The following is a 23,974-nucleotide window of genomic DNA, read 5'->3' on the forward strand; positions in this document are numbered from 1 at the left end:
ATTACATATTCATACTATTGAGGAGGTTATTACATTGTTAAAGCCATTAGGTGATCGCGTTGTCATTGAACTCGTAGAATCTGAAGAAAAAACTGCCAGCGGAATTGTGTTGCCGGATTCTGCAAAAGAAAAACCGCAAGAAGGCAAAATCGTGGCAGCTGGTTCAGGTCGCGTGTTAGAAAGCGGAGAGCGCGTTGCTTTAGAAGTAAAAGAGGGCGACCGCATTATCTTCTCAAAATACGCAGGTACTGAAGTGAAATATGAAGGTACTGAATACTTAATCTTACGTGAAAGCGACATTTTAGCTGTTATCGGCTAATTCTTAAATAAACAATACTTAAAACATTTGAGGAGGTCTTGTAAACATGGCAAAAGAAATTAAGTTTAGTGAAGAAGCTCGCCGCGCAATGCTTCGCGGTGTCGATGCACTTGCTGATGCTGTTAAAGTAACTTTAGGACCAAAAGGACGCAACGTGGTTCTAGAGAAAAAATTCGGTTCTCCGTTAATCACAAATGACGGTGTAACAATCGCTAAAGAAATCGAGCTGGAAGACGCGTTTGAAAACATGGGTGCTAAGCTTGTTGCTGAAGTAGCCAGCAAAACAAACGATGTTGCCGGTGACGGTACAACAACTGCAACAGTTCTTGCGCAAGCAATGATTCGTGAAGGCCTTAAAAACGTAACAGCAGGCGCTAACCCTGTAGGCGTGCGTAAAGGGATGGAACAAGCTGTAGCGGTTGCGATCGAAAACTTAAAAGAAATTTCTAAGCCAATCGAAGGCAAAGAGTCTATCGCTCAGGTTGCTGCGATCTCTGCTGCTGATGAGGAAGTCGGAAGCCTTATCGCTGAAGCAATGGAGCGCGTAGGAAACGACGGCGTTATCACAATCGAAGAGTCTAAAGGCTTCACAACTGAGCTTGAAGTTGTTGAAGGTATGCAATTCGACCGCGGATATGCGTCTCCTTACATGGTAACTGACTCTGATAAGATGGAAGCGGTTCTTGACAATCCTTACATCTTAATCACAGACAAAAAAATCACAAACATTCAAGAAATCCTTCCTGTGCTTGAGCAGGTTGTTCAGCAAGGCAAACCATTGCTTCTGATCGCTGAGGATGTTGAAGGCGAAGCACTTGCTACACTTGTTGTGAACAAACTTCGCGGCACATTCAACGCAGTGGCTGTTAAAGCTCCTGGCTTCGGTGACCGCCGTAAAGCAATGCTTGAAGACATCGCTGTCCTTACTGGCGGAGAAGTCATCACAGAAGATCTTGGTCTTGACCTGAAATCTACTCAAATCGCTCAATTGGGACGCGCTTCTAAAGTTGTCGTTACTAAAGAAAACACAACAATCGTTGAAGGCGCTGGCGAAACAGACAAAATTTCTGCCCGCGTGACTCAAATCCGCGCTCAAGTGGAAGAAACAACTTCTGAATTCGACAGAGAAAAATTACAAGAGCGTCTTGCTAAACTTGCTGGCGGCGTAGCTGTCATCAAAGTCGGCGCTGCGACTGAAACTGAACTGAAAGAGCGTAAACTTCGCATCGAAGACGCCCTGAACTCAACTCGCGCAGCTGTTGAAGAAGGCATCGTATCCGGTGGTGGTACAGCGCTTGTAAACGTATATAACAAAGTCGCTGCAGTTGAAGCTGAAGGCGATGCTCAAACTGGTATCAACATCGTGCTTCGCGCGCTTGAAGAGCCAATCCGTCAAATCGCACACAATGCTGGTCTTGAAGGATCTGTCATCGTTGAGCGCCTCAAAAACGAAGAAATCGGCGTAGGCTTCAACGCTGCAACTGGCGAATGGGTAAACATGATCGAAAAAGGTATCGTTGACCCAACAAAAGTTACACGCTCAGCTCTTCAAAACGCTGCGTCTGTAGCTGCAATGTTCTTAACAACTGAAGCCGTTGTCGCTGACAAGCCAGAAGAAAACGCTGGCGGCGGAATGCCTGACATGGGCGGCATGGGCGGTATGGGCGGCATGATGTAAAACCGACAAAAAAACCTTGATTTACAAAGGTTTGTCGGCAACGGACGTCATTTTTGATGCCCTATTGATGCCATTTGTAAATTTCGAGGCTTCTCATGAGTTCATTGAACTTGTGAGAAGCTTCTTTTTTTTTGTCTTTCGTAGTTTGATTTTTTCAGCACTGTTCTATATCGATTTTCAATAGTTTTGATAATCCCGATATGAACTAATCAATTGACCAAAATACAAAAAATCTACCCGCTCAGATTCCTGTTTACCTTTAACAAACGGCTTACTGTAACTTCAGTAAACTGCATTTCTGTTATGATTATAAAAAGGGTTTAAAAATTATTCGTGCAAATCCTCTGTTACTTCTCTCCCTATTGCAGACAGGAGATGGTATCCTCTCATAAGATAAAAAAGCCCCAGTTATCTAAATAAATAGTGTCACCAACACTCTTAGACGTTTCCCCAAGGAAAACATTGTCAAAAGAAATCCTATTAAAATGTCTATTTGTGCTGCTTTTTAGCTACTAAGACGATGTATGTAAATTCACTGGCGATGTAGTTAGGTTCTTCCACCAACATCTTGATAATATTGATCCCTACTCTATGGAGACCGACATTCCAATTATTAAATCTAATATTAGTTTTTTATGATTACCAAGGAGGACTTAATAGTGCATTTTTCAGAAATGATAGATCGCTTGGCTTTATATGATTTACACAGAAAAAGAAGCAAAGATAAACATTTTTCTGCTGCTATTGCAGCCGATATCGATGATAGAGAGGAATTTTACAGTGCAAATATAGCTGATGTTTCAATTGACTTGAATGAATCTAAAAAAAATTATAGGGTTGGAACATTTTGTTATGAATCCTTAATTCAAACTGGGAATCCTGTTAATGATACTTTAAAAGGGGAGGTTTTTTTAAATAAAAATGATATAGATCAACCCAATGTCATCTTTGTACACGGCTGGCGCATGGATTCGTTCGATAGAATCAAAAAAATATTTCATAAACGTATAATGAACGATTTAGGCTGGAATATGTATTATTATTCTCTTCCATACCATTTTGAAAGAGAACCGGAAAATTCACTGTATAGTGGCGAGTTGATGATTAGTGCAAATATTGATCGTACAATTGAGTCGACAAGACAGGCCATTGTCGATTTACGGGCATTAATTCACTGGATAAAAGCAAATAAAAAAGGCCCTGTTATCATAGTGGGGGTAAGCTTAGGGGGATGGGTTACTAATCTAATTGCAACCCTAGAATCCCAAATTGATGTAGTGGTATCAATCTTTTATGCCAATCGCCTTTCTTATTCAATATGGAACACGATCCCAGGTAAATTCATAAGAGAAGAATTAGAACAAAATGGTGTGACCTATGAAGATTTAACAAAATATTGGAATATCACAGATCCTAGTCAAGCCTTGCCGAAAGTTAATAATCTGCTGATTTCTGCTAAACATGATCAGTATATTGACTTAAAAGATGCAGATTATTTATGGGAAAGCTGGGGGAAACCCACAAGATATGTCTACAATTGTGGTCATTCCGGTATTGTTCTTTGTCGCAAAAAGCTGGCAAATGATACGCTTTCCTTTATAAGAGAAAGGATAAATACGGGAAAACCTGGTTCAGTACATTTGTAGACCTTAATAAGAAACGAAAGGCCAACTGCAACTTCAGTTGGCCTTTCCTATTTATTGAGTGAGAGTGCTGACAGAACTACGTACTACTCGTTTTCTTTAGTCACCCTTGCCAAAAGTTCCACCTCTCCCCGAATCCCAATCGCAGGCTCCCACGAATCAATCAAACGAAGCGCCTTCTGATTAGCTTCCATCGCTTTCGTTTTCTCTCCTTTACGGTACAACAGCTGCGCCATTCCGTAGTGATAGTAGATCAGTTCAACCTGATTGGCGTTATGTTTGTCATAGAGCATTTGCTCAAAAGCTTCTTCCGCTTTCTCAAATTGACCACATTTCACGTAAGCGACACCCAGATTGAAATAGGCTTCTATCGTTTTTTCGCCGCCGTACGTGGAGCTGATTTCATTTGCCGCTTCGTATAATTGAATGGCTTCTACATGATAACCTTTCGCAAAGCTTAAGTCACCGCGAACCAATAGAACTCTGTGTTGAATGGTAGGGGAAATCGGTTGATTTTCGATTTCGTTTAAAATGGTCTCTGCATTTTCCTGTTGCCCGTCTTTTAAAAAAAGCCTTGCTTTGAGTGCGTGTCCCCAAACCTTTAGATCATAGGCATCGTGAGCGTCTGATTGTTCCAGAATCCTCAGCCCGGCTTCAATTTGCTGTAAGGCCCTGTCTAAATCATTGACTTCCATCAGAGCCCAGCCTGCTGTGTCGATTCGGAAGTACGCTTCTCGTGTGTGTTTGCCTAATTGATGGGCGGCGTCGGCGGCTTTGCATCCGTATTCGATACGCAGGGGAAGGTTGATTCTGCTTAGAAAATGGCTAATTCGGGTGATGAGTTCGATTAGGATTTCTTTTTGATCGGTGTCGCTTGCCCATTGGATGACCTTTAAGATGTTTGGCCAATCTTGTTTCATTTGATCTAAATTCCGTCCCAGCAGGTAGCTCCAATAGATAGAGTTTGGCTGTTCCCGCTTTAAATGGGTTTCAGCATAATCAATATAATAGTAAGCCCAGCGATTGCGGGCTTCTTTTTCATATTCGTGTTGTTCGGACAAGTGCCGTTCTCCGTAAGCGACAACGGTTTGGTGCGCTAAGTATTGTGTCCTTCCTTCGCTTCGTTCCGGCTGAATCAGCGCATATGACCGCATTTGTTCCATAGCGTAATGAAAACGGCGGGCGTCTAATCCGGCTGCTGCCGCCAGGCTTTTTTCATCAGGCGGCTTGCTGAAAAAGCAAAGCGTCTGCCATAGCTTTCGCGTATCTTCATTGCATCTATCCCAGGTGCGGCCAAAGAGGAATTCAAACAATTCCAGCAGTGAGTAGCCTGCTTTTCCAAGCTCATGAATCAGCTGCTGAGCGGGGATGTCATCGTCTGACATATAGGCAATGCTGAGTGCCATGGCTTTCGGGTTTCCGGCAGTCGCTGAAATGAATTCGTTTTTCAGGTCAGATGATAGATGTAACAGCTGCTCCAGCTTTTCCCGTTTATTTTGAATGTTGCATGTTTGTAAGCATCGGTGCACTTCTTGCTGAAAAAAATCCAAGGCATCTGTTTGGTCAAGGCCGCTCAGCTGAATAGCTGTCATTTCTCCGAAGCTTTCCCGATAGGTTTGCTTTACGTTTTCCCGCGCTGTGAGGAGAACTTTCACGCCTTGCGGAAGGCTGGTGATAAATTCATGAATGTCACGTTCTGCAGTATCAATGCTGTCAACGATCAGCAGGATCGGTTTTTCTCTAGTGTAATTAGCTAACGCATTGCGGACGACGAACCGTTTTTCATTGATTGATTTATCGATTTGTTCTGTGCGCCCGAGCTGATAGGCGATCGTATTTAAAAAATCGCTAAAGCTCAATCCTTTCCAATCAGCGCTGACCCAGATGATGCTGTTGAATGCGGGCCAATCTGAAGTATCGCCGACACAGGAATAGGCGGCTTCAAGAGCGATTGTGGTTTTACCCATACCAGCCCAGCCGGTGATTAAACAGACTGGTGACGGAGAAAGCATCCATTGCCGTATTGCTTCCATATCAAAGCTGCGCCCGATAAAGCGTCCGGACCAGCGTGAGGGTAAATTATGAGTGATAGGCTGTTCTGTAAGCGCATTCGTTTCATGGCCGGGTCTGTCATGAAACAGCCGTTTTACTACATTTTCAATTTCGTCTTCACTCGGAGCCCCGAATAATCCGTCTTTTCGCAGTATTTTCGCTTTTTTCAAACAAGATGCTGCCCATACAGGCAATGCGGGTTTGATGACTGGGATAGTGGTGGCTTCCAGCAAGTCGGTCAACCACTCGATATCCAAGTCGGTCTTTTCGAGAATGATCCAGATCATTCCGAACAGTTTTCCGTCGTCAATTCTTCCGGGAATGTAGTTTGCCCCCATCTGTCCGATCCAGCTTTTGATCGTGTTTGGGGAGACTCCCAGCTGGAGTGCGATTTTATCTATGTAAGACTGTCCTGATTCTTCATTCTTTTTCCTTCTGACTTTATAATCAGGATGAAGTTTTAGCGTTTTGACGCCAGGTGCCAGCAGTTGTGCAAATTGTTTTCGGTTTTCAAGTTCAGCCATAAGCCTGCACCTCCTATTAGTACTATTTTATCAATCCAGCGTTTTTTGTATATGAAAAAATAAAAGTACAGTGCCGCTGTCCTTTTATACAGCAGGAAAGGCTGTTGAACGTGTTGAAAAGCAGATAAAATGGGGGCAGTAACAGAGAAAACAAAATGTATGCACTTACATTTTATTTTCTAAAGAAAGGAACTTGCCAAATGACTCACACAGTACCTCAAAACATGAAAGCGGCTGTTATGCACAACACAAGAGAGATCAAAATTGAAACATTGCCTGTGCCTGATATCAATCATGATGAAGTGTTGATTAAGGTGATGGCTGTCGGAATTTGCGGATCTGATCTGCATTACTATACGAATGGCCGAATCGGCAACTACGTTGTGGAAAAACCATTTATTCTTGGCCATGAATGCGCGGGTGAAATTGCCGCTGTCGGATCAGCTGTCGATCAATTCAAAGTCGGTGACCGCGTCGCTGTTGAACCTGGTGTTACGTGCGGACGCTGTGAAGCGTGCAAAGAAGGGCGCTATAATCTTTGCCCGGATGTACAGTTTTTGGCTACACCGCCGGTAGACGGCGCGTTTGTCCAATATATTAAAATGCGTCAGGACTTTGTTTTTTTAATCCCAGACTCACTTTCTTATGAAGATGCTGCTTTGATCGAGCCGTTTTCTGTCGGCATCCATGCGGCGGCCAGAACGAAGCTACAGCCCGGATCAACGATTGCGATTATGGGGATGGGCCCTGTTGGGTTAATGGCTGTTGCCGCAGCTAAAGCATTTGGGGCAGGCACAATCATTGTCACCGACTTAGAGCCGCTGCGGTTAGAAGCTGCGAAAAAAATGGGAGCGACTCACATTATTAATATACGTGAACAGGATGCACTTGAAGAGATTAAAACGATCACGAATGATAGAGGCGTTGATGTTGCTTGGGAAACAGCAGGGAATCCAGCGGCATTGCAATCCGCACTGGCTTCTGTGCGCCGGGGCGGAAAATTGGCGATTGTCGGTTTGCCTTCACAGAACGAGATTCCGCTCAACGTACCGTTTATTGCGGATAATGAGATTGATATTTACGGGATCTTCCGTTATGCCAATACGTATCCAAAGGGAATCGAATTTCTTGCTTCAGGCATTGTGGACACGAAGCATCTAGTAACGGACCAATATTCGCTGGAGCAGACGCAAGATGCGATGGAGCGGGCGCTTCAATTTAAGAATGAATGTTTAAAAGTGATGGTGTATCCAAATCGCTGAGTGAACAGGGAGGATCTTCGTATTCTCCCTCTTGTTTACTGGAAATGAAAACGGATTCTTGGGGTGGGAAATGATGATTGAAACAGAAAAAGTAACGGCAATGAAAGTGAAGCATCAGTCAAAATCCAGTACCGGACTGTCCTGGTTTGAACGAATCGGCTATGGATTCGGCGATATGTCGTATAATATTATCTTTCAGTTTGTAAACGCATACTTATTATTCTATTATACAGACGTCGGCGGCATTCAGCCTGCGGTGATCGCAACTTTGTTTCTTGTTGTGCGTGTGCTGGATGCTATTTTTGACCCGATCATGGGATTGATTTTAGATAAAACGAATACAAGGTGGGGAAAAGCAAGGCCCTATTTGCTGTGGGTGGCATTTCCTTTTGCGCTATTCACATTCTTATGTTTCACGACGCCTCATTTCGGTGAGACCGGAAATATGGTATATGCGTATGTCACTTATATTCTGCTTGGGATGTCCTTTAGTATGCAAACGATCCCGGTGAACAGCTTAACGGGGCGGATGACGAATTCGGTGGAGGAACGAACGGTTCTGACCACAACCCGGATGATTTTGGTGTATATCGGCATTCTTTTATCCATTTCCTGTGCGACACCGCTTGCAACTGCTATCGGAGGAGAGGATCAGGCGTTTGGATTTCAGATGACGGCGCTCATCTATGCGGCTGTCAGCATCGTTTTGAATCTATTTAGTTTCTTTACTGTACGGGAGCGAATTCAGCCTAAAAAGAGAAAAAAACAAGGGATCAAAAAGACGTTATCCGTTTTATTCCGAAATAAACCCTTGCTTATGTTAATTTCATCATTTTTGGCTTTTGCGATCGGGTTTAATATTAAGCTCAGCACGATGGTGTATTATTTTACGTATAACGTCAACCATAAAGAGTTCGTGTTTATGGGCACCGTTTTATTTTTCGGGGCAGCGCTGATCAGTAATTTGTTTATTCCTTTCTTTTCTGAGAAGTGGGGCAGAAAACAAGTCATGATCATCACGGCAGCTCTATCGCTTATTTCTTATGCCGGCCTGCATTTTACGCCGTATTCTTCAATTCCACTCATTTTCATTTGGCTTTTCGCTTCGGGATTTTTCACAACGCCTTTAAATACGCTTGCTTGGGGAATGGTTGCGGATTGTGTCGATTATGCGGAATGGAAAACCGGAATTCGCGCGGATGGTGTGGTGATTTCGAGCATGAGCTTTATCAATAAGCTGGGTGTGGCGTTGGCCGGGTCATTTTCGGCCATCTATTTAGGAATCGCCGGGTATGTGGCGAATACAGACCAGACAGTTGCGTCATTGAATGCGATTAAAAATATGAATGCTTTGATTCCGGGATTTTTCATTTTGCTTTCTATTATTCTTATCGCCTTCTATCCTTTAACGGAAAAAAGATATAAACACATCATCTCTGAGCTGGAGCAAAGGTCTGCGAGATAAATATATGTAAAATTTTTAATATTCAATGTTGTATTTATGGCAGAAAGTAATATACTGAGACTGTAATCTAGACTTTATAAATGAGTGTGATAATATGCGTAGTCATTCTGTAGTTTGTATTGGGGAATTGTTGATTGATTTCTTTTGTACCGATGTTGACGTTGATTTAATGGAAGGGCGCCAATTCCTGAAAAGTGCCGGGGGTGCACCGGCGAATGTGTCAGCAGCGATTGCCAAGCTGGGCGGAGACGCCGCTTTCAGCGGAAAAGTAGGAAAGGATCCGTTTGGGTATTTTCTGAAGCAAACATTGGACGCTGTACATGTCGATACCTCTATGCTGGTGATGGATGAGAAAGCGCCTACAACGCTTGCTTTTGTTTCATTAAAACAAAATGGAGAGCGTGACTTTGTTTTTAATAGAGGCGCGGACGCTTTGTTTACGCTGGAGGATATTGACCAGGAAAAACTAAACGGAGCGAAAATCCTTCATTTCGGCTCTGCGACGGCACTGTTATCGGATCCGTTTTGCTCAGCCTATTTACGGCTGATGTCGATTGCGAAAGACAATGGACAGTTTATTTCGTTTGACCCTAACTACCGTGAAGATTTATGGAGGGGAAGAGTCTCAGAGTTTGTAAGTGTTGCGAAAAAAGCGATCGCTGTAAGTGATTTTGTGAAAGTCAGTGACGAGGAGCTTGAGATTATAAGCGGTGTGAAGGATCATGAAAAGGGAGTTGCGATCCTTCATGAGATCGGAGCCAACATTGTCGCTGTGACACTTGGGAAAAGCGGAACGCTTCTTTCCAATGGAAAAGACCGTGAAATCATTCCAAGCATTCCTGTGACATCAATTGACTCAACAGGGGCGGGAGATGCTTTTGTCGGTGCGGCTTTATATCAATTGGCAAACACGGATCAGATTCAATCTGTAGAAACAGATTTTGTGAAACTGCGTGAGATTGTGGCGTTTGCCAATAAGGTCGGAGCTCTTGTGTGCACTAAAATTGGAGCGATTGATGCACTGCCGAGCTTGGATGAGATCGAAGTTTCTTTGTAAATCATTGAAGATGTTTCTTGAAAGTCTTTGGACTTTTGGGGGCATCTTTTTTTATTGCTTACATTTTTGTTCAGGTAAAAAGTTGTGTATTTTTTGTTTGGAATGTCATTTTTTATTAAAAAAGTGAAACTTTTAACGATAATAAATAGTATATGTAACAAGGGTTACCGAATTAGCTTTAGGAGGAACGATATAATGAGTATAATTGGAAGATTTAAAGATATTATGTCTGCGAATATCAATGCTTTATTGGACAAGGCTGAAAATCCGGAGAAAATGGTAGATCAATATTTAAGAAATATGAATAGCGATTTGGCTAAGGTTAAGGCAGAAACAGCAGCTGTTATGGCCGAGGAGCAGAGAGCAAAAAGAGAATATCACGAATGCCAGGCGGATATGGAAAAGATGGAAAGCTATGCAATGAAGGCGCTGCAAGCCGGGAATGAGAGCGATGCGAGAAAATTTCTTGAAAGAAAAACATCTTTGGAGTCAAAGCTTTCTGAGCTGCAGGCGGCGAATCAAATTGCTGCAACCAATGCCGCACAGATGAGAAAGATGCATGACAAATTGGTATCTGACATTGGAGAGCTGGAAGCACGTAAAAATATGATCAAGGCGAAGTGGGCAGTAGCGAAAACGCAAGAAAGAATGAACAAACTGGGCGCTTCTGTTTCAAGTACAAGCCAATCAATGTCTGCATTCGGCCGAATGGAGGACAAAGTAAATAAGGCACTTGATCAGGCCAATGCAATGGCTGAACTGAACAGCGCTCCGCAGGATGATATGGCTGATCTGACTGCAAAGTATGACACTGGCGGTTCAAGCCAGATTGATGATGAACTTGCGGCGTTAAAAGCGAAAATGATGCTCGATAAGTAATACATAGGAGGCCGCAGCTCTCGGCTGCGGCGTCATTTTATCATAAGATGTGAGAGGGAACGGTAATGATAATATCTTATAAGTGTCCGAACTGCGGCAGTGATATGGCATTTGACAGTGAAACCGGCTCGTTATCCTGCAGCAGCTGCGGAAGACAGGACAATATTGAAAGCCTTCCGAAAGAAAACATTGCGGCACGGTTTTCTGATGATGAAGCAAAAGAATATCAATGTGAAAACTGCGGTGCCGTTTTGATCACGGAAGCTGAAACGACAGCAACGACGTGCAGCTTCTGCGGAGGTGCTGCAATACTTGCCGATCGTTTATCAGGACATTTGGCGCCGGCGAAGGTCATTCCATTTACAATCAGCAAGCAAGAAGCGGAGCAGGCATTTCGAAAGTGGTGCAAAAAAGGCCTTCTGACACCAAGAGGTTTCATGTCTGCCGATCGCATTAAAAGCATCACCGGCATGTATATTCCGTTTTGGATGTTTGATTTAAATAGTGAAGTACAGGTGAGAGCAAACTGTACCAGGGTCCACCGGTATGAAGAAGGGGATTATATTTGCACGGAAACAGAGCACTTTGAAGCGTTTCGTGATATCAATCTCGATTATTTGAAAATCCCTGTCGATGCCTCTGAAAAAATGAAAGACGAATTAATGGACAAATTGGAGCCTTATTCATACGAAGAGCTGAAGGACTTTCAAACGGCATATTTGGCCGGTTATATTGCGGAAAAGTACAATTATACCGATGAGGAGCTTTTTCCGAGGGCAAAAGAGAAAATCAGCAGTTATATAGATTCATACATCCATTCTACTTTTTCCGGATATACGTCAGTCAATGTGAGGGACAAACATATTCACACGAAAAACGTGAACAGCTTTTACGTTTTGCTTCCTGTTTGGATGGTCAGTTACGATTATGAAAGAGCGGAGCATATCTTTGCGATGAACGGGCAAACAGGAAAGGTTGTTGGAAAGCCGCCGATTAGTCGAGGAAAAGTGGCGGCATGGTTTAGCGGAATAGCAGGCGGGACATTTCTTGCGTTGAAGCTCGTCTCATTGATGATGGGAGGCGGATTTTGATGCGTGGATTTTTTGGGAAAGCGATCTTTGTTGTGCTGGCTGTTTTCATCATGATGCCTTTACTGGGTATCGAAGCGGCAAGAGCCTCTGAATCGCAGCAGCATGTGTACGATCGCGCTCATCTATTGTCAAAAGCGGAGATCGGAAAACTTGAATCTCTCTCGGCAGAGCTGGGTGCAAAGAGAGACACTGATTTCATCATTATTACGATCAAAAGCACAAACGGTGAAGATATTGCAGACTATACCGGCGATTTTTATGATCGTTACGGAAAAGGCAGTACAGCCATTCTGACCATTGATATGACAAACAGAGAAGTGTTTATCGCAGGCTTCAAAAAAGCCGAACAGTATTTGGACAACAGCAGGCTCAATAGCATCAGAAATACGATTTCATCTGATTTATCCAATGAAAATTATTTTGAAGCTTTTGAGACATATATTCAGCTTTCCTATAAAGATATGGGCATAAAACCGGGAGTAAACCCCGACAACATATTCTTTACATGGTGGTTTCAGCTGATTGCTGCCATCGCAGTCGGGGGAATTGCGGTTTCAATCATGCTTTATCATGCAGGCGGCAAAGTAACGGTTAATGGAAATACATATATGGATCAGCGTACGTCTGATGTGATTGATCAATACGACACTTATATTAGAACGACTGTAACAAGAGAAAGAAAACCATCAGATAAAGACAGCGGCAGCGATGGCGGTGTTACGAAAGGCGGCACGTCATACAGTGGGAGCCGGGGCAGTTTTTAAATGTAAGAAATAGAGAAAGGGAGAGGCGTAATGTCGTTTTTCAGAAATCAATTAGCGAATGTAGTAGAGTGGGAAGAATTTAGAGATGATATGATTTTTTATAAATGGAAAAATCGTGAAATCAAAAAAGGGAGCCGTTTAATCATTCGTCCCGGACAGGATGCTGTCTTTTTGAACAATGGGCGGGTTGAAGGAGTCTTTCAAGATGATGGCGATTATGATATTGAATCAGAAATTATTCCATTCCTTTCAACGTTAAAGGGCTTTAAGTTTGGCTTTAACAGCGGCATGCGAGCTGAGGTGCTGTTTGTCAATACGAAGGAATTTACCGTAAGATGGGGAACAAAACAGGCGATAAATATTCCGGCAGCGGGAATGCCAGGCGGGATGCCCATTCGCGCAAACGGCACATTTAATTTCAAGGTGCAGGACTATATCAGCCTGATTGATAAAATCGCTGGCGTGAAAGATCAATATTTTGTAGAGGATATTAAAACCCGTATCATTTCTATTCTGGATCAGCTTCTCATGAAGTGGATCACAAGAGAAGGGAAAGATATGTTTAATCTTCAAGCAAACGCTTTTGATATTGCCAAGGGAATTCAAGAGGACTTAGATATGCAATTAATAAGCGACGGGATGACGGTCACTGGTTTTCAAATCATGAGCTTTAATTACCCTCAAGAGGTTCAAGATATGATTACAAAGAACGCTTCCTACGGTATGGTTGGGGATGTGAACAGATACCAGCAAATATCAATGACGGATGGAATGGCATCCGGAAAGATGAGCGGAGGCGGAGCGGCTTCGGATATGGCTGGAATGATGATGGGAATGAATATGGCCAATCAGATGATGAACCAAATGAATCAAAATCAGCAGGCACAGTCATCAGGCCCACAGTCAACTGGCAGCGGAAGCAAACCGAATTTCTGTCCAAACTGCGGAACAAAAACGGGCGAAGCCAATTTTTGTCCGAATTGCGGCCAGAAGCTTGTGTAAGACTCATACAGTGAAAAGTCCGGAGTGATCAGCGCTCGGGACTTTTTTATTTAGAAGAATAAGCGTTACCTATTGCTTGCTCCTGAACAGGCCATTTTCGAGCACCCGCTTGGATAATTCCCAGCAGCAATTGACGACGTTCCTTTATTGAATTGACGGCAATTTGAAATGTTTGCTTTGATAAAGCCGGTATGCCTGATTGTTGAAGCTTTGAGATGTCTGGTTCCGGCGGCGCTTGTTCTGCAGGATGGATATAGGCAGTATGAACGGTATCCAGATAGTTTTTGATACTTGAGCGCGCTTCTTTGATATGAAGCTGATTCGGCTGATATTGTTCAGGAATTCCGTATTTGAAAATGGTTAGAGCTTCATCCAATACAGCAACAGCTATAATGGATGATTCCTGATTCTGCGTGCTGTGGTAAAAATGAAGGATGGGGAAGGCGTTATGCTGAGCGGTCAGCTTTCCCAGTTCTGATGAGGCAGCGACAAGAAGAAAATCAATGTCGTGAAAATCTTTGCCATTCCATGCATTATGGACGATTTCTGTTCCGTCATGCCCTAGACTTAATACACTTTGGGCAAAGGAGCGTTTTTGATTAACCGCACTCAAGACGGAAATCAAATACGTGACAGAAAACGTGATGGTAAGCAGTCCTTGAGCTGTTTCAATAATCGTGACAAGCTTCCATAGGCCTCCGTTCGGAGCGAGGTCGCCATTTCCTAATGTAAACATGACATAGCCGGAAAAATAAATTCGGTCTGACCAGGAAGAAGGTTCTTTTGATTGAGTTTCCATAAGTGAGTGAGGGTCACTCGAGTAAATCAAAACCCACCCGCCCCAAAATAGACTGATCCATATCACTAACGTCAGGCATAACAGCAGAGGACCAGCCATACTTAGAACCTTTGCGTGGTCACCGCTGATTCTGCGGCAGCCCTTCCACAGCCAGGCAGACAGGCATCTTGTGATCGGGCCTGCACCGCTCTCTAACCATAACGTGGTCCATAAAAAATCAATCATCCCCGCTGTCAATAATAAAAGGCCTGCAATGATATAACCCTCATTCATTTTGGTTGCCTCCCTTAAGTCAGCCTTCTTTTATTTTCTTCTCTATTTCCTTTTATCCTGAGTCTGAAACAATTGAGCGAATGTTTGATTTTACAGAGAAAAATAGGAGAAGTTAACCAACACTTACTCATTTATCGATATGAACAAAAAATCACAGGATTTTTGACTTGATTCACACATTTTCATGAAGAAAAACGTTCATTTTCCCCTTGAATTGGTGATTTTCCTTTTATAGAGTAAAAAATTTTCAGAAATTTATATTGACTGAAAGCGTTTTTATAATTATGATAATATCAGATGTAACAAAAATATAACTATCATATCACTACAATTGAACTATCAAGTGACTATTAAATGCCAAATTTACAAGGTTATGCACAAAGAAATGACCATTTCTCTTTTAGTGAGAAATGAAATCGCTTCCATTGGGACTGACATGCTAAGAAGAAGGGAAGGTTATGAGGTTATTGGATAAAAACATGAACAACTATTTTCTGAAGCCTGCTTACAAAATGTGAGGAAGGCAGCAGCCCTGGAATAAGTTTTTGACATACGCATTTTGAAAAAGACTGGGGGAAACAGTATGAATAAACAAGGCAATCAAATGTCATTTTTACGTACAATTATTTTAGTCTCCACTTTCGGCGGGCTTCTTTTTGGCTATGATACCGGTGTGCTCAATGGAGCTTTACCGTATATGGGAGAGCCGGATCAGCTTAATCTCAATGCCTTCACAGAGGGCCTTGTCACCAGTTCACTTCTTTTTGGAGCCGCGCTGGGTGCTGTGTTTGGCGGCAGGATGTCTGATTTTAACGGCCGCCGCAAAAATATTTTGTTCCTCGCTGTTATATTTTTCATTTCAACGATCGGGTGTACGTTTGCTCCAAATGTTACGGTCATGATTATTTCCCGTTTTGTGCTTGGTATTGCGGTTGGGGGTGCATCCGTAACGGTGCCTGCCTATTTAGCAGAGATGTCTCCTGTGGAAAGCAGGGGACGGATGGTGACGCAGAACGAATTGATGATTGTATCAGGACAGCTTTTGGCCTTTGTTTTTAATGCAATCCTTGGAACAACAATGGGAGACAACTCCCATGTGTGGAGGTTCATGCTGGTCATTGCGTCGCTTCCAGCCGTGTTCCTGTTTTTCGGCATGATCAGAATGCCCGAGAGTCCCCGCTGGCTTGTTTCGAAAGGGAGAAAAGAAGATGCTTTGCGTGTTTTGAAAAAAATCAGGGATGAAAAGCGGGCAGCAGCTGAGCTGCAAGAAATTGAATTCGCTTTCAAAAAAGAAGATCAGCTTGATAAAGCAACGTTTAAAGATCTTTCAGTCCCATGGGTGCGCCGTATTGTGTTTATTGGATTAGGGATTGCGATTGTACAGCAAATTACAGGTGTTAATTCGATTATGTATTATGGGACTGAAATTCTAAGAAATTCTGGTTTCCAAACGGAAGCCGCTTTAATCGGAAATATTGCGAATGGCGTGATTTCGGTATTGGCAACATTCGTCGGAATCTGGTTGCTGGGAAGAGTGGGGCGCCGGCCGATGCTGATGACAGGCTTGATCGGTACGACAACAGCGTTATTGCTAATCGGGATATTCTCACTTGTACTTGAAGGATCACCGGCACTTCCATATGTAGTCCTGTCATTAACGGTCACATTTCTTGCTTTTCAGCAGGGCGCCATTTCACCAGTGACTTGGCTGATGCTATCTGAAATTTTCCCGCTTCGCCTTCGCGGACTGGGAATGGGTGTTACGGTATTCTGTCTGTGGATGGTGAATTTTGCAGTCAGTTTCACGTTTCCAATATTGCTGGCAGCCATCGGGCTGTCCACAACGTTCTTTATCTTCGTTGGATTAGGAATTTGCTCTGTCTTGTTTGTGAAGAGGTTTTTGCCGGAAACGAAAGGGCTTTCGCTTGAGCAACTGGAGGAAAACTTCCGCGCTTATGATCACGGCGGGGCAAAGAAGGATTCTGGGGCTGAAGTGATTGGATAATTAAAAAAAGAATCCGCACCCGAGTGCGGATTCTTTTTGGTTTCAAATTAGTTAGGTTTGACAAGGATTTTGACTTGGCTTTTCTCTTTAATAAGAGCCCCGAAGCCTTCCTCGATCAAATCATCTAGTACGATTTTTTTCGTTACGAGTTTGTCGGCTGAGAAATAGCCTTCTTTCATTAATGACAATACAGCCGGGAAGATGTCGCGGTATCCGATAATTCCTTTTACTGTACGTTCTTTGATTACGATATCGTTCGGATGGATTTCAGCACCTTTTTCCCAAATGCTGACGATGACGGTTTCACCGGCAATTGTAGTGGACTGGATGGCTTGTCGTAACACCACTGGGACACCCGTGACTTCGAATGCTACGTCAACACCGCCTCCTGTACGTTCTGCAATCTCAGCGACTACATCGTCTGTTTTAGACGGATCAACGATGATCGCGCCAAGCTCCTCAGCTTTTTGCTGGCGTTCAGGAGAAAGCTCAACAGCGTAAATATCAGTTGCACCGGCAGCCTTTAGCGCTTCAATGACAAGAAGTCCGATCGGGCCGCAGCCGAATACAGCCGCTTTGTCGCCTGCTTTGAGTTTGCTTGAGCGGACAGCGTATAGAGCAACTGCAGAAGGTTCAACGAGCGCGCCTTGTTCATATGATAATTCATCAGGAAGTTTGAACAAAAGCTCTTCATCTACAGAGACGTATTCAGAGAAACCGCCGCCTCCGCCGGCTAAGCCGAGGAATCCCATTTGTTCATCAAGGTTGTAGGCGCCTTGGTGGCCGTGTGTAGCAAAAATCGGCTCGACTACGACGCGGTCTCCAACTTTATAATTTTCAACGCCTTCTCCGACTTCGACAACTTCACCGGAGAATTCATGCCCCATTGTGACAGGTGCCGTTTCATTTGTTAATGGATGCGGTTTGTCAACCGGAATAAAGATCGGGCCGCCCAGATATTCGTGTAAATCACTTCCGCAGATGCCGCACCATTTGACTTTGATCTTTACTTTTCCCGGCTCCGTTTTTGGCTCTTCGATATGTTCAATACGGATATCCTTTTGGTTATGCCATCTTGCTGCCTTCATGGATTACCACTCCTATAGCTTTTGATGTGAGTAATTCCGCACCGGTCAATATGAACTGTTCACAAAATCGCCATTTTTAAAACCAAAAAAGAAATGAAATTTTTATATAATATAATCTACGTTTTTTTGAAAAAAGAAACTTTGAAGAAAAAAGGGTCTCGCACACTCTTTTTTCTTTATATGAGAGTATCAATCGTTTACATAGCTATGAATTTGGTTTGAACAATACGGTAATGGTTCGTTCATATTGAATGCGACAACTACTCTATCAATAATTATAACGCTAATACTGCTATTATAATAGGATAATCTTCCATGGTTTAATTTAACAGAGGTAACTTTTTTGACTTTGTAACATTACTGTAAGGATATTGAAATAAAAAATAGCTGGTTGATCGTGTATAATCTTCCTAGATGTTAACAAACAGGGGGACGAAATGTTGAAGAAAGTCATTTTAGCCGCTTTTATCTTAGTAGGAAGTACTTTGGGAGCTTTTAGTTTTTCATCAGATGCCAGTGCGAAACATGTGAACGGAAATATTACTTGGTATAATGGAGTCGGGAAAAAAGGCTCTTCAGGTAAGAAACTTGGACATTGGGATTGTGCGACCAAAATCGGATTTGATGTTCCTAGAAACGGGACAAAAATCAGAGCTTATGCAAAAGCGAAGCCTAAAAAGGTGATTACGGTTTATAAAAATGATGTTGGCAGAATGCCTAATGCAGTGCTGGATGTTAGCCCTAAAGCGTTTAAAGCGCTTGGATATCCATTAAGCAAAGGTAAAGTAGCGGGGCATTACAGCTATTAATGTACATATATAATCTGGAAAGCAAGAAGTCACATTCTTGCTTTTTCTATTGGTGGAGATAAAAGATGAAAAAAAGAATCATATTATTGTTAGCAGTGATAATAGCGGCAGCTGCCGCGGGGGTTGCGTTTTATGTTGCAAAGGATAAAGGCCATGAGAAGGCTGCTGATGTTTCAGTCAATACCGAAAGCGGTGATGAGCTGCTGGTTTCAATTACAGATACGGATCTGCTGACAAAGTATTATGAAAATGACAAGGTGATCCATGAGGAGAAGCTGACCAGCTATCCGGCATTTGCCTTGGATCAAAAACAGCAGGTGCTCTATTATACGGGCAATAATGAACAGAATGAAATGAGGCTTTTTAAACTGGATCTAAAGTCTAATAAAAAGACGGTGCTTTATAAAGGCGCGGAGAGTGCGGACAGTTTGTTTTTATCAAAGGACCGTTCAACCATCTATTTCCGCTTAGGAAAAGCGGACGAAAGCAATTTTCGGATCGCCGCTTTTGATCTGAAAACAAAAAAGTACAAAAATCTTTATCCTGCCGCTAATGATCAGGATAACACCGTTAGCAGCTTCTTTTATAACCAAAAAAACGATTCATTTGCATTGCTTCATTATTCTGTAGAAGAAGACTACAAGAAAACAGATGAAGCAAACGAAAAGGGCATCGACCCTGAACCGACAACGATTCATTTTGCGGAAGGCCGTCAACATAAATTTAATGAGCTGAAAAGCCTGAACCAATTTATCAGCGATATTGCTGTTTCTGATGATGATAAACGTATTTTATTCACATCATATACGCAAAAAGGAACGGAGCAAACCGCTTCTATTCAAATGCTCAATGCGGATACGAAAAAATATGAAAGCATCATCTCAAATCAGAAATCATTTAAGCTGTTAATTGACGCACAGCCTCAGTTTTCTAAGGATGGGAAGAACATTTATTTTCTTGCCGAAGCCAAGGGGGCTAAAAAGCTGAAGGACGAAACAGGGCGTGAAGCTAAGGTGCGGACGATTTATTCCTATAGCCTTGAAAATAAGACCTTCAAAAAAGTATGGGAAAATCCGAACGGCATCATCAACAGCTTTTCTGTGATTAACTAATAAAGACCACTCGGCATGAGCTGAGTGGCTTTTTTAATGGATGAGGTGCAGGGCTAATGATCCGAGCCATTTAAAGATATGAATCAGAGGGACCGACAAAAACAGAAGTTCAACATAGAAGTTCATTGCAACATTCAGCTTTTTGAACGCAGCTCTTTTTTTCAAGTCTTTTTGCTGCTGGTTTGAGATCACGTTATCCCTCCTCTTATATCCATATTATACCATTAAAACAGACAAAAAAGCCCTAAACGTTTACAGTTTTGGGCTTCTTTCTTCGTATTTGGCCTCTTGCAATGAGAGGCTTTTATTCTGAAATATAGAATTTTGTCTCCGTTCGGGGTTTGTTTGCTTGCAGGAGACTGCATTTGTTATAGGGAAGAACTAGCTTGTTTTCGTTTGGCTGTTGTTTTGGAGATTCACTAATGAACGGATGCCGTCGACCATTTTACTTCCGCATAAAGGGCACAATGGCGTATCACTGCTGGCGAAGTTTTTTCGGGTCCAGCCATTACAGTCTTCTTTTGTGCATTCCCAAGTACTCACATCTTCTTTTGGCAGCGGTTCTTGATTTCGTTTGTTATAGTAAGACATAAAGTCACTTCTTCCCTCATGTATTTTACTGCACACTTCATATTGTCTCATACTTTTCCCTAATCTCCTAATTCCTTTTTCTTTATGACTTTCCAATAACCCCATCTAAAAAGGAGAGGAGTGTGCTGTTAAAAGCATCTGGCTCTTCTAAAAACGGGCAATGGCTGCTTTTAGAAAAGGTAACGAGTGTCGCGTTTGGAATATTGCTGCGCAAGTGTTCTCCAGCTGCTGTAGAGAAAAATTTCTTGTCTTCCCCGAAGCACAGCAATGTCGGCACATTGATGTTTTGGAGGGTGCCCCGGTAATCAGCGGCCGTTTGGTTAAATAAAATCGTGCTAGAAATGGCAGCCGGCTGTTTGAGGATTTCTGCCAGCATCCATTCTGTTTCGGTCTCGGCAGGCGGTTCTGCGAACATATTCTGGATGAAGCTTTCGTAGAAAGGCAGCGGGTCAGTTTGAATGGCGTGCATCGCTGTTTTTAAGCCGTCAAAATCAAATGGACCGTGTTCCCAGCCCTCCCATTGATAGTCGGAAGCGGATTGATCGATGATCACAGCGGCTTGAATGTTATCATTCCCAAATTGATTGAGATAATCCCATACGACAAAAGCGCCCATTGACCAGCCGGCAAGAACGACATGATCAAGCTCCATTACATTTAGAAATTCCCTTATGTCACGGGCATATTGGGAAATGGTGTGGCCGTGAAGCACTTTGTCAGATTCGCCGTGTCCTCTAAGATCAAGACGAATACATTGATAATTGGCAGAAAGCGCCGAAAATTGTTTGTGGAAAAATTGTCCGCTCATCAGCACCCCATGTATAAACAGGATCGGCGTCCCGCTCCCGTGTGTTTCATAGTAAAGGCGTGTCTGATCTTCTAATGTGATGTATGGCATGTTTCTCCTCCTTTAGTTTCCATCATGAGTATGGCTGGCTGCTGTTGAGCTGATGATGGCAGCTATCGCGGCTGCCTGCTGCGCTTGAATGACTGTTTCGATAGAGGTGTATAGTCCTGATTCCATCAGCAGATTTTTCTCCATATGCTCACTGAGATAGAGGCTGACAGCAATTTTAAAATTCATTTCCTTTTGCCGTTTAAAAGCTTTTTCCTGGTTTAATTCGTCAGTGATGCACAAAACGGTTTTGATATCTGGCTCTTCCAGAAATGTGAGGAGAGCAAGGTCTGGATAATGATAATCCTTTGGTTTTTTGACAGATTCAGTGATCGATTGATATATCTGTTTGCAAGCGGAAACAATCATTTCGGGCTCTTTTTCACTTTGCAAGGCCAGAATATGGCTGACCTGATGTAAGTACTGTCCTTTTTTAAAGCCGTTGGCTGCCAGCAGCTGATAGCATGTTTCCGCCTTCTGTAGCGCCTGCAAACCTTCTCCGTTTTCTCCAAGCAGTACGGCAAGCGGAACATTCTGAGTTGAAGTGAGGAAATAATGATTTTTCTTCATCTGCTGATAAACTGCTAGCCCCATGTTCATCTGTTCTTTTTGGTTTGTCGTTTCAGATTTGCCGGTGAGCAAGATTAGAGCGGAAAGGTATGTGAACATATCCCGCTTATATCCTAGCTTCACCATTTCATTGTATACATCGATAAAAGTATGAAATGTTTGTTTTGCCTCATGCTGAAAATGAATGTCCAGAATAGATGCAACAGTAAAGCGGTGGTGTGAATTGAGTGTTGAGAAGCTGCCGATGTTTGATTTGATATAGCTGCTCAAATCATAAAAGCGCTGAAAATCAAACTCTCTTTTATTCACAATATATGCAGAAGAAATGAGCATTAATATCTGATCGTGTGAAACTTTCCATTTTAATTTTGATTTTAATTCAGCATAAATGGAAATGTATTGCTTTATTTTTTCATGTAGGTTGTGTGTCAGCATAAAAAGCAGCTCCTTTTTGCTGTTTTTACGTAATACGATAAATAGGGCCAAAGGTTTCATAAAGAAAAAACTTGCCTGCTAGAGGCAAGTTTGTCGGATTATTTATGGGGATCTGTTATATCCATCGGTCTCATCATGTCATAGTCTTCATGCTCTAGAATATGGCAATGCCATACGTATCGTCCGCTGTACGGACCGAATGTCGCCGCGATTCTCAGGACTTCACCTGCATGCGCTTGAATGGTGTCTTTCCAGCCCTTTTCACTTGGCGGCGGCGGGACAGCCGGACCGGTATAGGACAATTCCCCGCTTTCTTGATAACGGGCGATATCAAACGGCCGCCGGTCTAATACACGGAAGGAGACTAGATGCAGGTGAATCGGATGTGTTCCGCGTGTTGGGTTGATAATGGACCATATTTCAGTTGTGCCGACTTTTGGTGCTTCTGTGACGGGATCGTGCCAGCGTTTGTTATTAAGCAGAAGGACGGGTCTGCCGTATTCGTCCTGGGTGCCTGCCAGTTTTAACGTTCTGATGTTTTGTATTCTTTCATGCTGTACCGAAGGGTATGAGGCGAGGTACTTCGGCTTTCTGCTTTCGTCTTTTTGTGCCAATGGTTTTGTGACTCTGAATTGCATGATATTCGCATCTGTTTCAGGATTGACGTCACCGCCGCAGCCCGCGCTGTTTGCCAAAATGATCGATTCTCCTTCATATGCTGTGAAGTCAATGATGATATCATAACGTTCAGCAGGCGCAAGGCTGAAAGAATTCAGTTTAACAGATCGCGGCAGGAGCCCTCCATCTGAACCAACCTGAATAAACTCTCCGCCATTATCGAGTGACAGATTATAGGTTCTTGTATTGGAGGCGTTGATGACACGGAATCGGTATTTCCTTGGCTCGACTTCCAAGTATGGCCATACCTTCCCGTTGACGAGTATGGTTTCTCCGCAAAAAGCCGGAACGATTGAAGGATTAGGCAGTGACGGAGAAGGGTTTTCCGGTGCGCTCGGATAAAACAAAGAACCATCCTCATTGATCGTGCGGTCTGTGATAAGAAGCGGCACATCGTATTCGTCTGAAGGCAGTTTTAAGCGTTTTTCCTTTGGGTCATGAATGATATAAGCACCGACAAGTCCGGCATAGACATTTAGCCTGGTGAGCGCCATGGCGTGATCGTGATACCACAATATAGCCCCGCGCTGCTGGTTTGGATAATGATAAACCTCTCTTTTGAAATAAGGTCCTGTTTGTTCAAAGTCTTTGGAAAACCAAGCCTCCGGATACCCGTCACTATCATCTGGCGTGACGCCGCCGTGTAAATGAACAACAGTCTTTACCTCGGGCTCTTCATGCTGGCTGTCACTGTGATGAATGGTGTGATCAATCGGAAGGAAATGCGTGGAAGGAAGGTTATTCATCCATTTTACATATACGTTTTCATTTCTTTTAACCTCAATGGTCGGCCCCGGAAATAAGCCGTTGTAGCCCCACAGGCGGGTTGGAGGGAGATCGCGATGGAGCTGATGGGTGCATTCCTCCATGGTGACTTCGTAGTATGTTTTTTCTTTTGATTGCTGTACTGGCTTTAGTGTATCTGGGATTGGGAGAGCATCCACAAATTTTTCAAGTGTCATTTTCATCTTTCCTTATCTAAA

The 23,974-nt window shown here is 43.0% G+C and carries 21 protein-coding genes; 13 read left to right on the plus strand and 8 right to left on the minus strand.

Translation table 11 applies throughout. The features are described from left to right. Positions 1-34: 34 nt before the first annotated feature. The 3 genes from groES to KXZ66_RS22795 all read left to right on the plus strand — a co-directional run bounded on the left by groES (position 35) and on the right by KXZ66_RS22795 (position 3,643). A complete protein-coding gene (groES, locus tag KXZ66_RS03260) occupies positions 35-319 on the plus strand; it encodes a co-chaperone GroES (RefSeq protein ID WP_003155970.1) in 285 nt (94 codons plus the stop codon). Positions 320-365: 46 nt separating this feature from the next. After that, a complete protein-coding gene (groL, locus tag KXZ66_RS03265; RefSeq protein ID WP_003234067.1) occupies positions 366-1,997 on the plus strand; it encodes a chaperonin GroEL in 1,632 nt (543 codons plus the stop codon). 659 nt (positions 1,998-2,656) lie between these two features. Next, positions 2,657-3,643: an alpha/beta hydrolase gene (locus KXZ66_RS22795; protein WP_219144801.1), complete on the plus strand. Its 987-nt coding sequence runs from the start codon at positions 2,657-2,659 to the stop codon at positions 3,641-3,643. A gap of 83 nt (positions 3,644-3,726) precedes the next feature. Here KXZ66_RS22795 and gutR read toward each other — a convergent pair whose 3' ends face one another. Further along, positions 3,727-6,216: a glucitol operon transcriptional regulator GutR gene (gutR, locus tag KXZ66_RS03275; RefSeq protein ID WP_120363280.1), complete on the minus strand. Its 2,490-nt coding sequence runs from the start codon at positions 6,214-6,216 to the stop codon at positions 3,727-3,729. Between the two features lie 200 nt (positions 6,217-6,416). On the opposite strand from gutR, the gene gutB reads away from it, so the two are divergent. The 7 genes from gutB to KXZ66_RS03310 all read left to right on the plus strand — a co-directional run bounded on the left by gutB (position 6,417) and on the right by KXZ66_RS03310 (position 13,736). Further along, positions 6,417-7,478: a sorbitol dehydrogenase gene (gutB, locus tag KXZ66_RS03280; protein ID WP_032726758.1), complete on the plus strand. Its 1,062-nt coding sequence runs from the start codon at positions 6,417-6,419 to the stop codon at positions 7,476-7,478. A 73-nt stretch (positions 7,479-7,551) separates the two neighbouring features. After that, the gene (locus KXZ66_RS03285; protein WP_029726587.1) at positions 7,552-8,943 is read left to right on the plus strand and encodes an MFS transporter; all 1,392 of its coding nucleotides are present in this window, start codon (positions 7,552-7,554) and stop codon (positions 8,941-8,943) included. A gap of 94 nt (positions 8,944-9,037) precedes the next feature. Continuing rightward, positions 9,038-10,000 carry a carbohydrate kinase family protein gene (locus KXZ66_RS03290; RefSeq protein WP_069703746.1) on the plus strand — a complete coding sequence of 321 codons (963 nt, stop codon included), beginning with the start codon at positions 9,038-9,040 and terminating at the stop codon, positions 9,998-10,000. A gap of 195 nt (positions 10,001-10,195) precedes the next feature. Then, complete coding sequence (locus KXZ66_RS03295) at positions 10,196-10,879, plus strand: PspA/IM30 family protein (RefSeq protein ID WP_049140778.1); 684 nt, start codon at positions 10,196-10,198, stop codon at positions 10,877-10,879. A 65-nt stretch (positions 10,880-10,944) separates the two neighbouring features. Then, on the plus strand, positions 10,945-11,970 hold the full coding sequence (locus KXZ66_RS03300; protein WP_029317392.1) for a TFIIB-type zinc ribbon-containing protein: 1,026 nt from the start codon (positions 10,945-10,947) through the stop codon (positions 11,968-11,970). Then, positions 11,970-12,734: a TPM domain-containing protein gene (locus tag KXZ66_RS03305; RefSeq protein WP_064671844.1), complete on the plus strand. Its 765-nt coding sequence runs from the start codon at positions 11,970-11,972 to the stop codon at positions 12,732-12,734. The genes KXZ66_RS03300 and KXZ66_RS03305 overlap by 1 nt, the downstream gene beginning before the upstream one ends. A gap of 30 nt (positions 12,735-12,764) precedes the next feature. Next, a complete protein-coding gene (locus KXZ66_RS03310; RefSeq protein ID WP_038827710.1) occupies positions 12,765-13,736 on the plus strand; it encodes an SPFH domain-containing protein in 972 nt (323 codons plus the stop codon). Between the two features lie 46 nt (positions 13,737-13,782). On the opposite strand, the gene KXZ66_RS03315 is transcribed toward KXZ66_RS03310, so the two are convergent. Further along, on the minus strand, positions 13,783-14,808 hold the full coding sequence (locus KXZ66_RS03315) for a potassium channel family protein (RefSeq protein ID WP_070548644.1): 1,026 nt from the start codon (positions 14,806-14,808) through the stop codon (positions 13,783-13,785). Between the two features lie 583 nt (positions 14,809-15,391). Here KXZ66_RS03315 and iolT point away from each other — a divergent pair. Continuing rightward, positions 15,392-16,813 (plus strand): myo-inositol transporter IolT, encoded by a 1,422-nt coding sequence (gene iolT, locus KXZ66_RS03320; RefSeq protein ID WP_038827713.1) that lies wholly within the window; start codon positions 15,392-15,394, stop codon positions 16,811-16,813. Between the two features lie 47 nt (positions 16,814-16,860). Here iolT and bdhA read toward each other — a convergent pair whose 3' ends face one another. Next, positions 16,861-17,901 carry a (R,R)-butanediol dehydrogenase gene (gene bdhA, locus KXZ66_RS03325; RefSeq protein WP_219144802.1) on the minus strand — a complete coding sequence of 347 codons (1,041 nt, stop codon included), beginning with the start codon at positions 17,899-17,901 and terminating at the stop codon, positions 16,861-16,863. A gap of 437 nt (positions 17,902-18,338) precedes the next feature. Here bdhA and walM point away from each other — a divergent pair, with 437 nt between their 5' ends. Together walM and KXZ66_RS03335 are read left to right on the plus strand one after the other, a co-directional pair. Next, positions 18,339-18,710: a cell wall metabolism protein WalM gene (gene walM, locus KXZ66_RS03330; protein WP_003234013.1), complete on the plus strand. Its 372-nt coding sequence runs from the start codon at positions 18,339-18,341 to the stop codon at positions 18,708-18,710. Between the two features lie 65 nt (positions 18,711-18,775). After that, positions 18,776-19,822, plus strand: a complete 1,047-nt coding sequence (locus KXZ66_RS03335) for a PD40 domain-containing protein (RefSeq protein ID WP_038827715.1) — start codon at positions 18,776-18,778, stop codon at positions 19,820-19,822. Positions 19,823-19,855: 33 nt separating this feature from the next. On the opposite strand, the gene KXZ66_RS03340 is transcribed toward KXZ66_RS03335, so the two are convergent. From KXZ66_RS03340 to cotA, 5 genes are all read right to left on the minus strand, one after another. Then, positions 19,856-20,014 carry a hypothetical protein gene (locus tag KXZ66_RS03340; protein WP_015382979.1) on the minus strand — a complete coding sequence of 53 codons (159 nt, stop codon included), beginning with the start codon at positions 20,012-20,014 and terminating at the stop codon, positions 19,856-19,858. Between the two features lie 189 nt (positions 20,015-20,203). Continuing rightward, positions 20,204-20,413, minus strand: a complete 210-nt coding sequence (locus KXZ66_RS03345) for a cold-shock protein (protein ID WP_003234008.1) — start codon at positions 20,411-20,413, stop codon at positions 20,204-20,206. Between the two features lie 82 nt (positions 20,414-20,495). After that, positions 20,496-21,311 (minus strand): alpha/beta fold hydrolase, encoded by an 816-nt coding sequence (locus tag KXZ66_RS03350; RefSeq protein ID WP_219144803.1) that lies wholly within the window; start codon positions 21,309-21,311, stop codon positions 20,496-20,498. A 12-nt stretch (positions 21,312-21,323) separates the two neighbouring features. After that, positions 21,324-22,313 (minus strand): DUF4003 domain-containing protein, encoded by a 990-nt coding sequence (locus tag KXZ66_RS03355; protein ID WP_041851252.1) that lies wholly within the window; start codon positions 22,311-22,313, stop codon positions 21,324-21,326. 98 nt (positions 22,314-22,411) lie between these two features. Then, positions 22,412-23,953, minus strand: a complete 1,542-nt coding sequence (gene cotA / locus KXZ66_RS03360) for an outer spore coat copper-dependent laccase CotA (protein WP_029317398.1) — start codon at positions 23,951-23,953, stop codon at positions 22,412-22,414. Positions 23,954-23,974 lie beyond the last annotated feature (21 nt).

Origin of the sequence: Bacillus sp. LJBS17 (assembly GCF_019334685.1) — a bacterium.
GTDB lineage: Bacteria > Bacillota > Bacilli > Bacillales > Bacillaceae > Bacillus > Bacillus subtilis.

Excerpts from the sequence above, each read along its gene's own strand:
- KXZ66_RS03355 (WP_041851252.1), bottom strand. The coding sequence starts at position 22,313 with ATGCTGACACACAACCTACATGAAAAAATAAAGCAATACATTTCCATT.
- KXZ66_RS03335 (WP_038827715.1), top strand. The coding sequence starts at position 18,776 with ATGAAAAAAAGAATCATATTATTGTTAGCAGTGATAATAGCGGCAGCT.
- gutR (WP_120363280.1), bottom strand. The coding sequence starts at position 6,216 with ATGGCTGAACTTGAAAACCGAAAACAATTTGCACAACTGCTGGCACCT.
- KXZ66_RS03305 (WP_064671844.1), top strand. The coding sequence starts at position 11,970 with ATGCGTGGATTTTTTGGGAAAGCGATCTTTGTTGTGCTGGCTGTTTTC.
- KXZ66_RS03310 (WP_038827710.1), top strand. The coding sequence starts at position 12,765 with ATGTCGTTTTTCAGAAATCAATTAGCGAATGTAGTAGAGTGGGAAGAA.
- KXZ66_RS03290 (WP_069703746.1), top strand. The coding sequence starts at position 9,038 with ATGCGTAGTCATTCTGTAGTTTGTATTGGGGAATTGTTGATTGATTTC.
- groL (WP_003234067.1), top strand. The coding sequence starts at position 366 with ATGGCAAAAGAAATTAAGTTTAGTGAAGAAGCTCGCCGCGCAATGCTT.
- KXZ66_RS03285 (WP_029726587.1), top strand. The coding sequence starts at position 7,552 with ATGATTGAAACAGAAAAAGTAACGGCAATGAAAGTGAAGCATCAGTCA.
- bdhA (WP_219144802.1), bottom strand. The coding sequence starts at position 17,901 with ATGAAGGCAGCAAGATGGCATAACCAAAAGGATATCCGTATTGAACAT.
- KXZ66_RS03315 (WP_070548644.1), bottom strand. The coding sequence starts at position 14,808 with ATGAATGAGGGTTATATCATTGCAGGCCTTTTATTATTGACAGCGGGG.
- gutB (WP_032726758.1), top strand. The coding sequence starts at position 6,417 with ATGACTCACACAGTACCTCAAAACATGAAAGCGGCTGTTATGCACAAC.
- cotA (WP_029317398.1), bottom strand. The coding sequence starts at position 23,953 with ATGACACTTGAAAAATTTGTGGATGCTCTCCCAATCCCAGATACACTA.
- KXZ66_RS03295 (WP_049140778.1), top strand. The coding sequence starts at position 10,196 with ATGAGTATAATTGGAAGATTTAAAGATATTATGTCTGCGAATATCAAT.
- iolT (WP_038827713.1), top strand. The coding sequence starts at position 15,392 with ATGAATAAACAAGGCAATCAAATGTCATTTTTACGTACAATTATTTTA.
- walM (WP_003234013.1), top strand. The coding sequence starts at position 18,339 with ATGTTGAAGAAAGTCATTTTAGCCGCTTTTATCTTAGTAGGAAGTACT.
- KXZ66_RS03350 (WP_219144803.1), bottom strand. The coding sequence starts at position 21,311 with ATGCCATACATCACATTAGAAGATCAGACACGCCTTTACTATGAAACA.
- KXZ66_RS03300 (WP_029317392.1), top strand. The coding sequence starts at position 10,945 with ATGATAATATCTTATAAGTGTCCGAACTGCGGCAGTGATATGGCATTT.
- KXZ66_RS03345 (WP_003234008.1), bottom strand. The coding sequence starts at position 20,413 with ATGTCTTACTATAACAAACGAAATCAAGAACCGCTGCCAAAAGAAGAT.